General features: G+C 63.7%; 17 protein-coding genes. 7 read left to right on the top strand and 10 right to left on the bottom strand.

Translation table 11 applies throughout. The features are described 5' to 3' along the window. The first annotated feature begins 101 nt into the window (after nucleotides 1–101). Together NKH38_RS12070 and NKH38_RS12075 are read left to right on the top strand one after the other, a co-directional pair. Nucleotides 102–989, top strand: coding sequence for a branched-chain amino acid ABC transporter permease (locus tag NKH38_RS12070; RefSeq protein ID WP_023671423.1), 888 nt, complete (start codon nucleotides 102–104; stop codon nucleotides 987–989). Between the two features lies 1 nt (nucleotide 990). Continuing rightward, complete coding sequence (locus NKH38_RS12075; protein WP_352760361.1) at nucleotides 991–1,968, top strand: branched-chain amino acid ABC transporter permease; 978 nt, start codon at nucleotides 991–993, stop codon at nucleotides 1,966–1,968. Here NKH38_RS12075 and NKH38_RS12080 read toward each other — a convergent pair. From NKH38_RS12080 to NKH38_RS12095, 4 genes are read right to left on the bottom strand one after another with little or no spacing between them, the layout of a single operon-like run. After that, a complete protein-coding gene (locus tag NKH38_RS12080; RefSeq protein WP_023824479.1) occupies nucleotides 1,962–2,918 on the bottom strand; it encodes a Csu type fimbrial protein in 957 nt (318 codons plus the stop codon). The genes NKH38_RS12075 and NKH38_RS12080 overlap by 7 nt on opposite strands. A gap of 14 nt (nucleotides 2,919–2,932) precedes the next feature. Then, nucleotides 2,933–5,353, bottom strand: a complete 2,421-nt coding sequence (locus NKH38_RS12085) for a fimbria/pilus outer membrane usher protein (protein WP_352760364.1) — start codon at nucleotides 5,351–5,353, stop codon at nucleotides 2,933–2,935. Then, nucleotides 5,325–6,047, bottom strand: a complete 723-nt coding sequence (locus NKH38_RS12090; protein ID WP_023819045.1) for a fimbrial biogenesis chaperone — start codon at nucleotides 6,045–6,047, stop codon at nucleotides 5,325–5,327. The genes NKH38_RS12085 and NKH38_RS12090 overlap by 29 nt, the downstream gene beginning before the upstream one ends. A 26-nt stretch (nucleotides 6,048–6,073) precedes the next feature. Beyond that, on the bottom strand, nucleotides 6,074–6,565 hold the full coding sequence (locus NKH38_RS12095; protein WP_023685937.1) for a Csu type fimbrial protein: 492 nt from the start codon (nucleotides 6,563–6,565) through the stop codon (nucleotides 6,074–6,076). Between the two features lie 818 nt (nucleotides 6,566–7,383). Between NKH38_RS12095 and NKH38_RS12100 the strand changes: the two genes are divergently transcribed. From NKH38_RS12100 to NKH38_RS12110, 3 genes are all read left to right on the top strand, one after another. Beyond that, nucleotides 7,384–7,773 (top strand): DUF427 domain-containing protein, encoded by a 390-nt coding sequence (locus NKH38_RS12100; RefSeq protein ID WP_023689855.1) that lies wholly within the window; start codon nucleotides 7,384–7,386, stop codon nucleotides 7,771–7,773. A gap of 151 nt (nucleotides 7,774–7,924) precedes the next feature. Then, nucleotides 7,925–8,482 (top strand): RNA polymerase sigma factor, encoded by a 558-nt coding sequence (locus tag NKH38_RS12105; RefSeq protein ID WP_352760369.1) that lies wholly within the window; start codon nucleotides 7,925–7,927, stop codon nucleotides 8,480–8,482. A gap of 142 nt (nucleotides 8,483–8,624) precedes the next feature. Beyond that, the gene (locus NKH38_RS12110; RefSeq protein WP_352760372.1) at nucleotides 8,625–10,739 is read left to right on the top strand and encodes an EAL domain-containing protein; all 2,115 of its coding nucleotides are present in this window, start codon (nucleotides 8,625–8,627) and stop codon (nucleotides 10,737–10,739) included. 38 nt (nucleotides 10,740–10,777) lie between these two features. On the opposite strand, the gene NKH38_RS12115 is transcribed toward NKH38_RS12110, so the two are convergent. Together NKH38_RS12115 and NKH38_RS12120 are read right to left on the bottom strand one after the other, a co-directional pair. Further along, nucleotides 10,778–11,278, bottom strand: coding sequence for a hypothetical protein (locus NKH38_RS12115; RefSeq protein WP_023753171.1), 501 nt, complete (start codon nucleotides 11,276–11,278; stop codon nucleotides 10,778–10,780). A gap of 106 nt (nucleotides 11,279–11,384) precedes the next feature. Continuing rightward, nucleotides 11,385–11,615, bottom strand: a complete 231-nt coding sequence (locus NKH38_RS12120; RefSeq protein ID WP_023671435.1) for a DUF6894 family protein — start codon at nucleotides 11,613–11,615, stop codon at nucleotides 11,385–11,387. A 284-nt stretch (nucleotides 11,616–11,899) separates the two neighbouring features. Here NKH38_RS12120 and NKH38_RS12125 point away from each other — a divergent pair, with 284 nt between their 5' ends. Then, entirely contained in the window at nucleotides 11,900–12,619 is a 720-nt protein-coding gene (locus NKH38_RS12125; protein WP_023671436.1) for a Crp/Fnr family transcriptional regulator, read from the top strand. Between the two features lie 49 nt (nucleotides 12,620–12,668). Here the strand turns inward: NKH38_RS12125 and NKH38_RS12130 are convergent, their stop codons facing one another. Then, a complete protein-coding gene (locus NKH38_RS12130) occupies nucleotides 12,669–12,962 on the bottom strand; it encodes a DUF982 domain-containing protein (protein WP_352760376.1) in 294 nt (97 codons plus the stop codon). Between the two features lie 113 nt (nucleotides 12,963–13,075). Continuing rightward, the gene (locus NKH38_RS12135; protein ID WP_352760379.1) at nucleotides 13,076–13,252 is read right to left on the bottom strand and encodes a hypothetical protein; all 177 of its coding nucleotides are present in this window, start codon (nucleotides 13,250–13,252) and stop codon (nucleotides 13,076–13,078) included. A gap of 241 nt (nucleotides 13,253–13,493) precedes the next feature. Between NKH38_RS12135 and NKH38_RS12140 the strand changes: the two genes are divergently transcribed. Beyond that, complete coding sequence (locus NKH38_RS12140) at nucleotides 13,494–13,658, top strand: hypothetical protein (RefSeq protein WP_023671439.1); 165 nt, start codon at nucleotides 13,494–13,496, stop codon at nucleotides 13,656–13,658. Here NKH38_RS12140 and NKH38_RS12145 read toward each other — a convergent pair. Beyond that, nucleotides 13,655–14,020, bottom strand: coding sequence for a VOC family protein (locus NKH38_RS12145; protein WP_352760381.1), 366 nt, complete (start codon nucleotides 14,018–14,020; stop codon nucleotides 13,655–13,657). The two genes, NKH38_RS12140 and NKH38_RS12145, sit on opposite strands and share 4 nt — an antisense overlap. Before the next feature lie 82 nt (nucleotides 14,021–14,102). Beyond that, nucleotides 14,103–14,660 carry an RBBP9/YdeN family alpha/beta hydrolase gene (locus NKH38_RS12150; protein WP_352760383.1) on the bottom strand — a complete coding sequence of 186 codons (558 nt, stop codon included), beginning with the start codon at nucleotides 14,658–14,660 and terminating at the stop codon, nucleotides 14,103–14,105. Nucleotides 14,661–14,673 lie beyond the last annotated feature (13 nt).

The following is a 14,673-nucleotide window of genomic DNA, read 5'->3' on the forward strand; positions in this document are numbered from 1 at the left end:
CCGCCCTACCTCCCCCTTGTGGGGAGGTCGGACCGAAGGTCCGGGTGGGGGTACGTGCCGCACAGACGCATCCCGCTTGCAACACCCTCGGTGACGGCGCCATGACCATGATCTTCGGCATCCCCGTCCAGGCCTTGCTCGGCCAGATGCTGGTCGGGCTGATCAACGGCTCCTTCTACGCCATGCTGAGCCTCGGCCTGGCCGTCATCTTCGGCCTGCTGCGGATCATCAATTTCGCCCATGGCGCACTCTATATGCTCGGCGCCTTCATCGGTTACCTGCTGCTCGTCCATCTCGGCATCGGCTACTGGCCGGCGCTACTCCTGGTTCCGCTCATCGTCGGCGTCTTCGGCATGGCGGTCGAGCGCGTGGCGCTGTCGCGGCTCTATCGCCTGGATCCGCTCTACGGGCTGCTGTTCACCTTCGGCCTGGCGCTGGTCATCGAAGGCGTGTTCCGTTTCTACTACGGCGTGTCGGGCAACCCTTATGCCGTTCCGGCGCAGCTTGCCGGCGGCACCAATCTCGGCTTCATGTTCCTGCCCAACTATCGCGGCTGGGTGGTGGTGGCCTCGCTCATTATCTGCATCGGCACCTGGCTCCTGATCGAAAAGACCAGGCTCGGCTCCTATCTGCGCGCCGCGACCGAGAATCCGGAGCTGGTCCAGGCCTTCGGCGTCAACGTGCCGCTGCTGCTGACGCTCACCTATGGGCTCGGCGCGGCGCTCGCCGGCCTTGCCGGTATTCTCGCCGCGCCCGTCTACCAGGTCAGTCCGCTGATGGGCTCCGATATCATCATCGTCGTCTTTGCCGTCGTCGTGGTCGGCGGCATGGGTTCGATTCTCGGGGCCATCGTCACCGGCTACATGCTCGGCCTCGCCGAGGGCCTGACCAAGGTGTTCTATCCCGAGGCGTCGAACCTCGTCGTCTTCGTCATCATGGCGGTCGTGCTGCTCCTGCGCCCCGCCGGCCTGTTCGGAAGGGACGCCTGAGATGAGCGAGGCAGCCCTTCACGACCAGCGCACCGCCGCCTCCGTGCGGCTTAAGCGGGTATTGCTGGCATTGGCCATACTGGCGCTGATAGCCGCGCCCTTCTTCGTCTATCCGATCTTCCTGATGAAGATGCTGTGCTTCGCGCTGTTTGCCTGCGCCTTCAACCTGCTGCTCGGCTACACCGGGCTGCTGTCGTTCGGCCACGCCACCTTCTACGGCGCCGCCGCCTATTTCTGCGCCTACGCCGTCAAGGCATGGGGCTGGCCGCCCGAGGCCGGCATCCTGCTCGGCACCGCCGGCGCGGCCGTGCTCGGCCTGGTCATGGGCTTCCTCGCCATCCGCCGGCAAGGCATCTATTTCTCGATGATCACGCTGGCGCTGGCGCAGATGTTTTATTTCTTCTGCGTCCAGGCGCCGTTCACCGAAGGCGAGGACGGCATACAGGGCGTGCCGCGCGGGCATCTGTTCGGCATCGTCGATCTCAACGTCACGCTCAACATGTATTTCGTCGTGCTTGCCGTCTTCCTCATCGGCGTCTTCGCCGTCTGGCGCATCGTCAACTCGCCCTTCGGCATGATCCTGCGTTCGATCCGCGAGAACGAGAACCGTGCCATCTCGCTGGGCTATTCGGTCGGCCGCTACAAGCTCGCCGCCTTCGTCATGTCGGCAGCCCTTGCCGGGCTTGCCGGCGCCACCAAGGCGATCGTCTTCCAGTTCGCGACGCTGACCGACGTCACCTGGCAGATGTCGGGCGAGGTGATCCTGATGACGCTGCTCGGCGGCATCGGCACCATGGTCGGTCCTGTCGTCGGCGCCGGCCTCGTCGTCGGCCTGGAAAACACCCTCGCCACCTCAGGCTTCCCTGTGACCATCGCCACCGGCCTGATCTTCATGATCTGCGTGCTGGTCTTTCGCCGCGGCATCGTCGGCGAGATTTACGCGCGCTGGCTTTCACCAGGCAATGGCCGCTCTCAGTAGGTGATGGTCACCACCACCGTGTCGGTGTAGACGCCGGCCGAGGGCGTCGTCTGCGGCGGCACGCGGCCGTAGACGATGAGCGGTTGCGCCAAGCCGGTTCCGGTGCCGGCCACCGTGCTTCCCGGCGTTCCGGCGTCACCCCAGGGCTGCGAGCGCGCGGCGTCCTTGTAGAGGCCGTAGGTGACCCGCTCGCCGCCCTTCGACATCTTGCGATTGGTCGGCGTGCCCCCTGTCGTGCCGCCATTAAGGGAAACCGTGTACGCGGTCGACGGCGTGCAGGTGACCGAGACCTGGCCGGTGGCATCGGCATTGGCGTCGAGCACGCCCTTGGAGCCGAAATCGATGTTCTGGGTGGCGACCAGGCAGTTTGCGGCGACCGTGGCGTTGATGGTGAAGGTCGGACTGGTGCCCAAGTTGCCCGCGCCGGTGTTGCAGCTGCTGCTCAACAGGGTTGTCCGGGAGCGGAACTCGAGTTGCCCGCCCGAAAATGTCGACAGATAAGTGCCCGGCGGAACGGTCGCCTGGCCGCCGGGAACCCGGCCATAGAGCGTCAGGGTGTCGATTGAGTTGCCGAAGAGATTGGGGCTCAGCAGCAGCGGTGGCGGGCGCGAGGCATAGGCCCAGTTATAGGTGCCCCAGACAACGCTCATTGCGGGGTCCGAATAGAGTTGATAGTTGAGGCTGTTGACGCCGCTCGCCATCTGCCGGGCCGCCGCCGAGGTTGCACCGCCGGTGCCGGCGGCAATATGCGGACAGACCAGGACGGGCAGCAGCAATGGCAAACTGCCGCTGCAAGTCGCGGTGAAGGTGGCTGTCGATGTCGCCGCGGTGCCCGACAGCGTGTCGATGAGGCCGAAATTCAAACTGGTGACGGTGTAACTGCAGCTCTGCGCCCGGGCGAGCGACGGGAGCAGCACCAGCAGCAGGGCGATGATTACGGCGCGCAGCATTTTTCCTCCAGCTCTCATTGGCACACCACGTTCCCGATCACCACTTGTCGGCCGCGCGCCGCCTCGAAGGGAAACTCTGCCCGGCATGAACCGCCGTCAGCGCGCTCGACCTGCACTGAATTCTGCTTGCCGAGGCCCTTGATGTAGGCCTGCCCGTCATAGCCGACGACAAAGTCTTCAGTGCCGCCATCGACGCGTCCCGACAGTCCGGCTTCGAGCGGCGTTCCGCTCGAGTCGACCAGCGTCACCAGCGCGGCCTGCGCCGCCTCGGACACGCCGAACTTCAGCACGACGCCGTTGCGGTCGGCTGGGACGACGGTCTCCTTGGTAGCCGGGACATCCGCGTCGACTGGTAGATTCTTCGGGTCGATGGAGACCGTGTTCAGCTCATAGGAGTTGAGCCCGGTGACCAGGATGCGGCCTTTGCTGTCGGTCCTGCCTACCGGCCGGTTCTGATGCAAGACCTCGACATCAGGCGTGCCGACATCGACGACGGCAAAGGCATCGTGGATGCGGTTGGTGGCGAACACCCCGCCGCCTGCGACCGCAATGGCGCCGTCCATCTGGCCGGTCACGCGAAAGTCCTTGTCGAATTGCTGGGCGCCGGCCTCGAAACGCGCAAACGGCGCGCGGTAGCTGACCGCTGCCGAACGATTGGGGACCTCGCCCTCCGAGGTGCGCAGCCGCCAGCCGATGCTGCCGTCCTCGGCCCGCTCCGATTTGGCGAGGTCGGCCACGATATTGAGGCCGTCAGGCCCATGCTCGACACCCGTCGACGCCATGACGTCGTCATTGAACGGGATCGAAATCCCCGCAAAGATGCCATAACTGTCGCGGTCGTCGAGATCGGCGAAGGCCGTGGCATAGAGCGTGCTGCGCTTGAAGATCGCCTGACTATAGGAGAGGCCGACGATCTGGCTAGTCTCGCCTTCGGCATCCTTGAGGTGGGTATAGGAGAAATTGGGGCTGGAGAAATCGATCGGCATCGGCACGCTGAGCGTCACCTGGTCGACCGCCCGCGGCACACCGGCGCTGAAACGGGTGAAATCATCGGGATCGAGTATGACCGGCTGTGCCGTCACCGAAGCGATGTCATCATAGCCGCCGAACGCCCGCTGCATGCGGGCATTGACCGCCCAGCCATCATAACCGAACTCGGCCCTGGCATCGACCAGCGAGCCGGTGCGCCCGTCATGATGGCTGCCGGCGACTGCCAGCGAAGCCGCGCCATATGCCCCGAGCGGGAAGGCAGCGCCTATGCCGCCATTGATCAGGTCGGCGCCGCCCTCGGCATGGGCTTCCAATGTCAGCCGGTCGGTCACGCCGTAACGCGCCGTGGCGACCCCCATGACGCGGCCGTCGTAATCGTCGGAGGAGATGCCGAAATTGCGCCGCGCCATCCCTGCCTCCACGGAAAAGTCGAGCAGTCCCTGGCGCAGCAGCATGCTGGAGGCATAGAACGGCAAGGTGGCCGTGGTCTCGCGGCCGAGGCTGTCGCGCAACACCACCTGCGCCTGTCCGGCGCCGGTGAACACCGGCAAATTGGTGACCTGGAACGGTCCGGGCTGGATGTCGCCGGAATAGGTGCGCACGTTCTGCGTATAGACCTCGAGCGTCGACGGCACCGCCGCCGTGCCGCCGAACGAGGGCAGGGGCAGCGTCACTAGGTCCGATCGCAGGTGGAAGTTGCGTTGCGCCTGGATGCCGCCGAGATAGACCGGACGCGTCCACGACAATCCGCCGGAGATGAAGTCGCCGGCGCGGTAGGTCATCAGCCGATCGGGGTCGGAATAGCTCCATGTCGTGTTGAGCCGCGTGAAGCCATCCAGCCTTCCGTCGGAATAGCCGGCGATGAAGGATTGGCTGAGCGTTCCATAGGGACTGAACACGCGCGCATCGAAGCCGCCGGAAACGCCTTGGAACAGCTCGACGTCCTTGTCGAACAATGTGTTGGAGCTGGCAAACAGCGAATAGTTGAGAACCGCGCCCAAGCCCGATTGCGGCGCCGGCCGGTCCTGCAAGCGCAAGCCGAGATCGACCATGCGCGCCTCGCGGCTGTCATTGGCGGCGGTGACGTAGAGGCGCTGGGCTACCTCATCGATCCGAAACGAAACGTCGGCCAACTGGTCGAGCCTGACCAGGCCGCCGGCGTCGGCTATGTCCTCCGGCGGTTTCAGGCCGACCTCCTTCAGCTCTTGGGGCGCCGCCGCCAGCCCACCATCCGGCATCTCGATAAAATTGCCGACCAGCTTGGTCGAAACGTCGTTGATTAACACCTCGAGATAGAGGCTGCGGCCCGCTGGCAAAACGGAAGCCGGCTGTTCGAGGTTCGTCACGGCCGGAAATTCCTGCGAACGCACCGCCAAGCAAGGTGTGAAAGTCGCAACCGCGACGATGACAGCGACGCTACTTGCCCTTGACGGCAACGTTGGCATCGAAGGGTCCAAGATCGCTCTGTGCCTTCAAAAGCACGGAGCCCGCGGACAGTGATTTGCCGCTGCCGATCGGCCACTGCATGGTCGCGCCGCCCAGGACATAACCGACGAGCCCGTTTCGGTTGCCGAGCTTTTTGCCGTTCTGGGTCAGGGATAGGTTGGACAAGCGGAGACGACTTTCACCGGTATTGCTGGCTGTCAGCACAAGACTGCCGCCCTTGCGCGAAACACTCCAGGCGACTGCCGGCGCGGCCGCATCGGCGTCGCGGAAAAACACCGGCACGGAGTAGCGCAGCGCGAGCGCGACCGTACCGGCCTTCTTGCGCGACGGGTCGGGTAACTCGTCGACGATGACGCGGTAGCTTTCCTCGGCCCGCACCGGCGCCTTGCTGACGCGCACGACGCGAACCACGTATTGGGCATTGGGTCCGAGTTTGGTCGATGGCGGGCTGGCGACGACGTCGGTAGTCGGCGTCAGCGTCTCGATCCCGCCAGCCTGGCTCCAGGCGAAGACGCGTATCTGCACATTGATCGGCCGCTTGGGGTCATCGTTGCTGAGGTTGAGAACCGCCGAGGCGTCGGGCGAGATCAGCTCGAGACCTGTCGGCGCCACCCTGAGCGAAGCGGCTTGTGAGAGACCGGCGCACAGCAACAGAACAGCCGTGGCTCCGATGCATGAAAGCATGGATCGCATGATCGTCCTCGTGTTGGTATCGATTGTCAGTACGTTATGGTGATCGCAACGGTGTCGGTGTAGAGGCCCGCCGCCGGTGTCGTCTGCGGTGGAACACGCCCGTAGACCGTCAGCGGCTGAATGGCGCCGTTGCCGGTTCCGCCGACCGTGTCGGTGGGGATCGTGGTGCCCCAAAGCTGCGTCCGGGTGCTTTCCCTGTAGATGGTGTAGTCGATCGTCGCCGACGCCGGCCCGGTCATCTTGCGAACAGCAACCGTTGCGCCCGCGCCCGCTCCGGCGCTCAGACCAACATTGTAGGACTTGCCGGTCGTGCATTGCACGTTGATGGTGCTGGTCTGGTCGACATTCGCATCAATGACACCGTGCGAGCCGAAATCGAGATCGCTCGCCGTCTGCACCTTGCATTCGTCGGTAATCGTGATGCGGACATTCATGCTGCCCGTCGCGGTCGCGGCGATCGCGGGCAGGATGGGAAGCAGCGACGCTCCCGCCAGCAGCGCATATTTCAGCAATCTCATGCGTGTTTCCTCCGTCGGGCAGACCGTTCCTCGCAACACAGTCTTGACCCGGATTTCACTCCTACAGCTCCTCCGTTGCATGCTTCGCAAGACATCAACGATACAGTAATGTCATAAGCGAACTGTGCAATGATTATTATAACTTAGATTCGGATTACGACAGCGAATAACCTCGGTATGTATCGGATAATTTTGGTTAATATTTGGTTAACAGAGATGAAATGGACATTTTTCCGAAGTGAAAGTTTGTCTGTCGAAAATTTATTTTGCTTCTCGTGCCGAAAAGGCGAAATGTCTGGCAAATCATCTTGATTTTGTAGAGTCTCACCTGTCGTCCTTTATTATCGATATTTCGCGGCGTGCACCGGCGCCAAGCAGCCATCGCCATAGCCGCGCCGGTAGCTGTTCGCGCCTGTCCAAGCCTTGCGGTCGTGCTGACAGGGCCGCATTCGCCAAAACCGTGTTCCGCCCGGCCCAAGCATGGCCGTCCCGGCTGAGATAAATCCACCGCCGTCGGATCGCGGCGAAACACATGCGAATCGTTCTTGCCACGCTGGCCCGGATTTCCTTCGGCGGCGCATCGGCCGGACGGGAGATGCGCCTGTTGTCCCTTGGAGCCATGATCCACGGCCGGCAGCCGCGCGGACCGGCTGCCAGACGTCAGAAAAGGAAGAACGATGAAGAAGACCTATGAAAAGCCACAGCTCGAAAAGCGCCAGAAGCTGTCGCGTGTGACCGCTGTCGCCGGCCCATCAGTGACCAGTGAGAGCTGACGCCGTCGACCGGCATCGAACCACCAGCGGACAAGGAGAGCAGTCATGGATCAGCATGCGAACCCGTCACCCGGCTTCAGGCGCAATCCGGGCAAGGTGATCACCGTCGAGCCCTTCAACGGGCGTGTCGTCGTGTTTGCAAACGGCACCATCATCGCTTCCTCGGCAAAAGCCAAAATGGTGACCGAGCCGCCCCATCCCTTCTCCTTCTACATCCCGTTCGAGGACATCGACTTCCGCAAGCTCAAGAAGACGGAGCGGTCGACGCTGTGCCCCTACAAGGGTGACGCCAGCTACTGGAACGTGCTGCCGGCGGGTGAAACCGGCAACGACGCGATGTGGGCCTATGAGCAGCCTTTCGACGAGATGACTGAAATTCGCGACCACGGCGCCTTCTACCCACACCGGGTCACCATCGACGCCGCGCCGCGCTGAGCGCGTCATGCCTGTCGCCCAAAAGTGCCCAGCGTTTTTGGAGCCGACGACAGGCATGAACAGAGGAATTTTTCAGATCAGCCAAAGCTGTCCTCACCCGGGGGCGCAGCGGTTTTGCGGCAACGGCATGCCGAAACGAAGACAAAAGGTCATGGACGAAAAGCAGAGAGCAATTCTCGACGAAATCCCGCGCCTGCGCCGCTATGCGCGCTCGCTGCTGCGCGACCGCGATTCCGCCGACGATCTCGTCCAGGACTGCCTGGAGCGGGCGCTGCTGCGGCTGGACAACTGGCAGACGGGAGAGAGCCCGCGAAAATGGCTGTTCACGATCATGCATCATCTGTTCATCGACCAGATGCGCAAGGTGAACCGGCGAGGCGAGGCCTCGATGCTGCCGCTGGAGGCCGGCGAGGCGCAAGCCTCTCCCGCCGACCAGCTGGAGAACGTCGCCGCGCGCGAGATCATCGACGCGCTGCAGGCGATCAGCCCGGACCGCCGTGCCGCGCTGACCATGGTCGCCATCGAGGGCTTCTCCTATGCCGAGGCCGCCGAGATGCTCGGCGTTCCGGCCGGCACGCTGATGTCGCGCATCGCGCGCGGCCGTGAGGAACTGCGCGGCCTGCTCGAGGACAATGCGCGCCGCCGCGCGATAAGGATCGTCGAGCCAGGCCCGGCCAGGGCGGTTCCAATCAGGGCGCCAATGGCATGACGAGCCCCAATCGCATGATGACGCCTTACGGCATGGTCCACGATTGCAGGCCTTGTCCGCACTGTGGGCGCGGCGCACCCGGTAACGGTTTCTTCTCTGCTTGCGTGCATAGTGGCGGCGACGGAGTGAGCGAAACCAGGGCATGGCTGAAGAGAAAATACGCAACGGCGAATTCTGGGCGCTTGCGCTCGAACGCGCTCATCTCGGCGTATGGGACTGGGATATTTTGAGCGGCGACTGTTTCTATTCGCCGACCTGGTCGCACATGCTGGGTTATGAGGATGGCGAGCTTGCCAACAGCGACGACCTCTGGCTGAAGCTGACGCATCCCGACGACCGCCAGCGGGCGCTGGCCAGCGGCGAGCGGCACATTTCCGGCCTGACCGCCTCGATCGAGACCGAGCTGCGCCTCAAGCACAAGGACGGCCACTGGATCTGGGTGCTGGACCGCGGCGGCATTGTCGAGCGTGACGAGACGGGCAAGCCGGTCAGGCTGATGGGCGTGCAGACCGACATCAGCCGGCAGAAAGAGGCGGAAGCCGAACTCGAGCGGGTCAATGTGCGCTTTCGCCTGGCGCTGGCGGCCAGCGGCACCGGCATCTGGCATCACGACATCGACGCCAACAAGAGCTATTGGGACGCCCGCACCAGGGAGATATTCGGCCTGGTCGCCGACACCGACGAGGTGGCTGCCGACCTTTGGCATTCCTATCTGCATCCCGACGACAAGGATGCCGCAGAGCGCGCCCATCTGGCGCCGCTTTCGACCGACGGCGTCGTCGCCGCGCAATACCGCATCGTCAGGCGCGACGGCGAAATCCGCCATGTCGAATCGCTGGTGCGCTTCATCGCGGCGCCCGAGACGGCGGGCCAGATTCTCGGCACCGTGCGCGACATCACCGAGGACAAGAAACGCGAGCGGGAACTCGCCTACGCCGCTCACCACGATGCGCTGACCGGCCTGTTGAACCGTGCCGCCTTCGACCGGCTGCTGGCCGTGCATATCGCCACCGAGCGGGCTTTGCCGCTGGCGGTGTTTTACGTCGATCTCGACTACTTCAAGGCGCTCAACGACTTTGCCGGCCACGCCGCCGGCGACCTGGCGCTGAAGGGCGTGGCCGCCGGTATTCTGGGCTGCCTGCCGGCATCGGCACGTGCCGCGCGCCTCGGCGGCGACGAGTTCGCGCTGCTGGTGCCCAATTGCCAATCGGCCAAGGCCGAGGCGCTGGCCGGCGCCATCCTTGCGGCGGTCCGTGACGCCGACCTCGGACTGCCGGCGACCTCGCGAAAGCTCGCGGCCAGCATCGGCATCGCCTTCGTCGAGGACACCACCACCACGGTTGCCGATGCGTTGGCCTGCGCCGACGACGCCTGCTATGCGGCCAAGGCGGCCGGGCGCAATCGCTTCGCGGTGTTTTCGGCCGATGCGGCGTCGGGCTCCGGCGGCCTCAACGCTGCGCGTGTCGCCGCCGACACGGTCGACGCCATGGATGACGGGCGGCTGAAACTGTTCGGCCAGGAAATCCATCTGCTCGGCCAGCCCTGGCAGGAGAGCCGCCATGTCGAGGTGCTGGCGCGGCTTGCCGGGCGCAATGGCAAGCTGATCCCGCCCAACGAATTCATTCCGGTCGCCGAGCGCTTCGGCATTGCCTCGCGGCTGGACCGCTGGATCATCAGGACAGCGCTTTCGCAGCATGGCAAGGCGATGCGGTCAGGCGCCATCATGCTCGGCTTCAATCTGTCGGCGCAGACGCTGAGCGATCCGCTGCTGTGGGATTTCGTCGACGCCGTCATCGCCGAGACCGGGGCGCCGCATTCCGGCATCGGCTTCGAGATCACCGAGACCGCGGCCGTCACCAATTTCGACGCCGCCGAGCAGTTCGTGCGCAAGGCGCGCGAGCGGCAATGCCGCGTCAGCCTCGACGATTTCGGCGCCGGCATGAGCTCGTTCGAATATTTGCGGCGCTTTCCGGTCGATCAGATCAAGATCGACGGCTCGTTCATCGAGAATATCGCGGAAAGCCGTTTCGACCGCGAGATCGTCTCGGCCATAGCGGGCATCGCCAAAAGTCTCGGCTGCGCGGTGGTGGCCGAAAAGATCGAACAGCAGGAAGCGCTCGACATTTTGCGCGGCATGGGCGTGGCCTATGGCCAGGGTTTTCTGCTGCACCGGCCGGAGCCGCTCGAGGCGATCGTCGCGCGGGCCGGCGAACAGTCACCGGCCAGCGGACAGTCGCCGGAAAAGCGCTTCGGCTGACGGTTTCTCATCGCCTCGGGCTCGCGCGACTTGTCCGGCTAACCGGCGTCGGCCTTTTCCTGCTTTCGCTGCGCCGCCTCCTTCTTGCGGCGCAACACCTCGTCGGTGCCGACAAGGTCCTTCGAGCCGCCGGAAATGGCGGTCGAGACGACGGCGGGCGGATCGCTGGCCGGAAAACTGTCTTCGAGGCCTGATTGCAACTGCTCCTCGAGCGTCTGCGGGTTCTCGGAGCGGCCTTCGGCGCGGCGCTCGCCAACGGCTTCGACATCGCTCTTGGTGTCGGGGTGAGCGCGGGCTTCCGATATCGTCGACACCACCAGCTCGATGGCGAACTCTTTCATCGCCTCGGCTTGCGGCCCATCGACATCAGAGTCTTCGATCAGGCGGATGAGCGACTTTTCCAGGGCGCCCAGTTCCTTGACGCCCTGACACCGCGCCAGACGCTTGGTGAGCCAACCGATCAGCGCCGGGGCAAAGGTCGAATAGGCAAGCCTGCGTGTGTCGTCGACCTGCTCGGGATGAAGCTTTTGCAAGGACATAGATGCCTCCAGTCAATCAGCCGTGCAGCTTCTGCCGCTGGCCCCTCCTTAGGAAACAGAGGGGAGGGCAAGAGGTTCCATACAGTCCTCGACAGGGTCGACGAGTTCAACTCCACAGCGACGCCATGGTCAGCGACGCTTCGAATATCTGCTCCCTGTTCTCGTTCAGCATCTTGACGGTGATCCGCCGGTGGTCGCCCTCCGGTATCTCGTCGCGCGCCACATCGTGCAATATGCGCAGCGCTTCGGCTCCCGCACGCTCCCGGCTGGGAAAAAGCTGCCCCTCTTCATCAATCTGGGTCTCGGCGTTGTACAAGTCGAAGTAGAACCGTTCCATGTGTGCAAGGATCCCTGCGTGAGAACGCTAAGGCGCATCGCGGTTGAAAGGACGCAGGCGACGCGCTTCAGGTCTGTGTTTTTATGCATGTCGTTGTCTCAAAATCGGGGCCATTTTTGAGCGACATGGATTAAATCCCAACCCGCACCCATGGTTCCATGCGACTGTGTCCTGAGCAGATTTCCTGCCAGGAGCCGTCGCCGTGCCGGCCGATTGCAACCGCACCCGATCTCCGGCGTTTGGCTAGGCCACCAATGTCCACGAAATCTCGGACTGGATCCTCGATGCTAGAACCGCTTTATCTCAACCTTGGCCAGCATGACGCTTTGTCCGAGCAGGAAAAGGGGCTGCTGGCCGCCGCCATGACCATCGAGATGGATTTTGCCACCGGTCAGGACATCGTTTCCGAGGGATCGAGGCCAGGCTACAGCACGCTCATCATCGAGGGTCTGGCGGCGCGCTACAAGGTGCTGGAGGATGGCGGCCGCCAGTTCACCTCGTTGCAGGTGCCAGGCGATTTTGTCGATTTGCACGCCTTCCTGCTCAAGACCATGGACCATGGCATCATCGCATTGTCGCCATGCCGGGTGATCGCCGCCGACCACAGTCGGCTAAGGACGATCACCGAACAGGCGCCTCATCTGAGCCGCTTGCTGTGGCTGGACACGCTCGTCGATGGCGCCATTCACCGGGAATGGATCGTGGCCATGGGCCGGCGGTCCAAGACGTCGCACCTGGCGCATCTGGTGTGCGAGCTGTTCGTCCGGCTCCAGGTGGTCAAGCAGACCAACGGCATGAGTTTCCGGCTTCCCCTGTCGCAGGCGGAACTGGCCGATGTGCTTGGGCTTTCGGTCGTCCACATGAACCGGGTCATCGGCGCGCTGCGCAAGATCGGTGTGATCGGCTGGGCGAATTACATGGTAACCATTCTGGACTGGCAGCAGCTGGTGGAAATCGCCGAGTTCGACCCGACTTATCTCAGCATGAATCGCGAGCCGAGATAGGCCATCCGGAGTTCGCCATAACATCGCCGGCAATCCGTCAGCCGGTCTTTCAACGATGCCCATCCAGCGACGCCAATTCGTCGAGCATGGCAAGGGCGGCACTTGGCTTGGCCGGCTTCAGCAAGCCCTGTTGGGCGGCGGCATTCTGGAAAGCGGCAAAGGCGATGTCCGGGCGGCAAGTTCCGTTCAGAGCGTCATCCACCAGCCTGTCGGCCGCCTTGTAGGCCACCGCCTGCTTGTTCTTCCATGTTCCGCCTAGCGCCCTCCTGGCGTCGGCGATCGACGACACCGTCATCGCGCTGCCGTCCACGAATCTGATCGTCAGGGGCAGAAAACGGCTCATGCGCTCACCATCCAAACCATTCGCGTCTCGCCCGGATCGATCTCATCACTTGCCTCCTTGAAAACGGGATCGCCATAAACGAGGAAATCACAAACTGGTTGCAGCCCGGCGAGCTACATGCTGCTTGCCGGCCAGATCGGCCGATGCGGACGATAAGGCGGCCGCGGCGCCGGCTTCAACGGGATGTCGGCGAGCGAGTTGCGGATCGGCCTGAACAGTATCGGCGAAGACGCGGCGCGGCGGTGCAATACCGCGGCTGACAATTTGGCAATCAGATTTCGAACGTCCATGGGACACCTCGAGCGCGTTGAGAGTCCCCCCATCGCGATCACCTACCACCTCACGCCCAGCATCCGCATTTAACTTTGATATAGGCCGGACGAATACGCGCCGCGCGCAATGTCTGCCGCCGAGATTCTGCCGATCCTCGGCGGCGGCTATTGAGGGCGGCGCCAGGCTGGCGGTCACGCATCCCAGCAGCGACGTCGCAGACGCTGCTGCAACCGGATGAATTTTCGTGCATTCTTGTGCATGGCCACAATGCTTCGAACCGACACGCCGGCAAAATGCTGCTCCTATTGCGGTTCGCGAGAGCATGACTACGAGGATTGTCCGAAGCGCAAAGCAGAGGCGGAGCGGCAGTGGGAAGGCCAGGCAAAGCCCGGCGCCGAATCCGAGGCGACGGCCGAAGCCTAGCTGGGCTCGAACAGCTCGATCACGTTGCCGGACGGGTCTTCACAAAGAATCTGTCGCCCGCCCGGACCTTCGACGATCTCGTTGCGGAACCGCACGCCGGCCTCTCGCATCTCAGTCACGACTGCCGGCAATTGCTCGACTTCGAGCACAAAGCGGTTCCATCCGCCCGGCTCGGGTGTCCGGCCGTCCGGCATCGGCCTGGCTGCCGACGCCAGGGGGCCGGCGAGCCAGAGCGAAAGGTCGCCGCGCGTCAGGATGGCCATCGCCGGACCGAATTGCTGCTTCAGCGCGAAGCCCAGATGGCTCGTATAAAACGCGATGGACAGATCGACATCGCGGACCAGATATCGGACGGACACCATTCGCAGGCTCCCTCACAAACGCCCTCCCGAGAGATAGCTGGCGGGACAAGTCGGGGCAAGCCCGCGCGCACGCTTCGGGCGCCTACGGTGCGATTGCGTGGTCGGCCTGTCTCTCTCTCACGAAGGCCGTCAGCAACTCCATTCCCGCCGGCCAGTCGCCCAGCCCGCTATTGCTGTTGATGTGACCAAGCGGCCCGGCGATGTGCAGTTCGCTGCCCCATTGTGTGGCTTTCTCACGGGCATAGCCGTTCGGATCATAGGGATCGTCGGTGCTGGCCACGATCAGCGAGGGGAAGCGAAGCGGCCCGCGCGGCGTATCGGCGAAGGGAATTCCGTAAGCGGGATAGACCGGCGAGGCCGGGTCGGGAACCGCAACCAGAAACGCCCCGCCGATCCGACGGCTCGACACCGCCTGCCAATGCGCGACCAGCAGGCAGCTGAGACTGTGGGCGACGAGCACCGGCGGGGTCTGTGCCTGTGACACCGCGACGTCCAGCGCCGCCACCCAGTCGTCGAAATCCGGCAGCTCCCAGCTTGCCGGGCTGAAGCGGCGCATCGCCGGGTCGGCCTGTTGCCAGCGTGTCTGCCAGTGGGCCTCGCCCGATCCGCCGCTGCCCGGCAGAATGATGAAGTCGGTCATGGAAAATCCTGTT

Source organism: Mesorhizobium sp. M1078 (assembly GCF_040318615.1).
Taxonomy (GTDB): domain Bacteria; phylum Pseudomonadota; class Alphaproteobacteria; order Rhizobiales; family Rhizobiaceae; genus Mesorhizobium.

Coding starts and splice junctions, on each gene's coding strand:
- NKH38_RS12135 (WP_352760379.1), bottom strand. CDS start 13,252: ATGGACGTTCGAAATCTGATTGCCAAATTGTCAGCCGCGGTATTGCAC.
- NKH38_RS12080 (WP_023824479.1), bottom strand. CDS start 2,918: ATGCTGCGCGCCGTAATCATCGCCCTGCTGCTGGTGCTGCTCCCGTCG.
- NKH38_RS12095 (WP_023685937.1), bottom strand. CDS start 6,565: ATGAGATTGCTGAAATATGCGCTGCTGGCGGGAGCGTCGCTGCTTCCC.
- NKH38_RS12105 (WP_352760369.1), top strand. CDS start 7,925: ATGGACGAAAAGCAGAGAGCAATTCTCGACGAAATCCCGCGCCTGCGC.
- NKH38_RS12145 (WP_352760381.1), bottom strand. CDS start 14,020: ATGGTGTCCGTCCGATATCTGGTCCGCGATGTCGATCTGTCCATCGCG.
- NKH38_RS12085 (WP_352760364.1), bottom strand. CDS start 5,353: ATGCCAACGTTGCCGTCAAGGGCAAGTAGCGTCGCTGTCATCGTCGCG.
- NKH38_RS12125 (WP_023671436.1), top strand. CDS start 11,900: ATGCTAGAACCGCTTTATCTCAACCTTGGCCAGCATGACGCTTTGTCC.
- NKH38_RS12120 (WP_023671435.1), bottom strand. CDS start 11,615: ATGGAACGGTTCTACTTCGACTTGTACAACGCCGAGACCCAGATTGAT.
- NKH38_RS12090 (WP_023819045.1), bottom strand. CDS start 6,047: ATGCGATCCATGCTTTCATGCATCGGAGCCACGGCTGTTCTGTTGCTG.
- NKH38_RS12150 (WP_352760383.1), bottom strand. CDS start 14,660: ATGACCGACTTCATCATTCTGCCGGGCAGCGGCGGATCGGGCGAGGCC.
- NKH38_RS12110 (WP_352760372.1), top strand. CDS start 8,625: ATGGCTGAAGAGAAAATACGCAACGGCGAATTCTGGGCGCTTGCGCTC.
- NKH38_RS12140 (WP_023671439.1), top strand. CDS start 13,494: ATGGCCACAATGCTTCGAACCGACACGCCGGCAAAATGCTGCTCCTAT.
- NKH38_RS12075 (WP_352760361.1), top strand. CDS start 991: ATGAGCGAGGCAGCCCTTCACGACCAGCGCACCGCCGCCTCCGTGCGG.
- NKH38_RS12130 (WP_352760376.1), bottom strand. CDS start 12,962: ATGAGCCGTTTTCTGCCCCTGACGATCAGATTCGTGGACGGCAGCGCG.
- NKH38_RS12115 (WP_023753171.1), bottom strand. CDS start 11,278: ATGTCCTTGCAAAAGCTTCATCCCGAGCAGGTCGACGACACACGCAGG.
- NKH38_RS12100 (WP_023689855.1), top strand. CDS start 7,384: ATGGATCAGCATGCGAACCCGTCACCCGGCTTCAGGCGCAATCCGGGC.
- NKH38_RS12070 (WP_023671423.1), top strand. CDS start 102: ATGACCATGATCTTCGGCATCCCCGTCCAGGCCTTGCTCGGCCAGATG.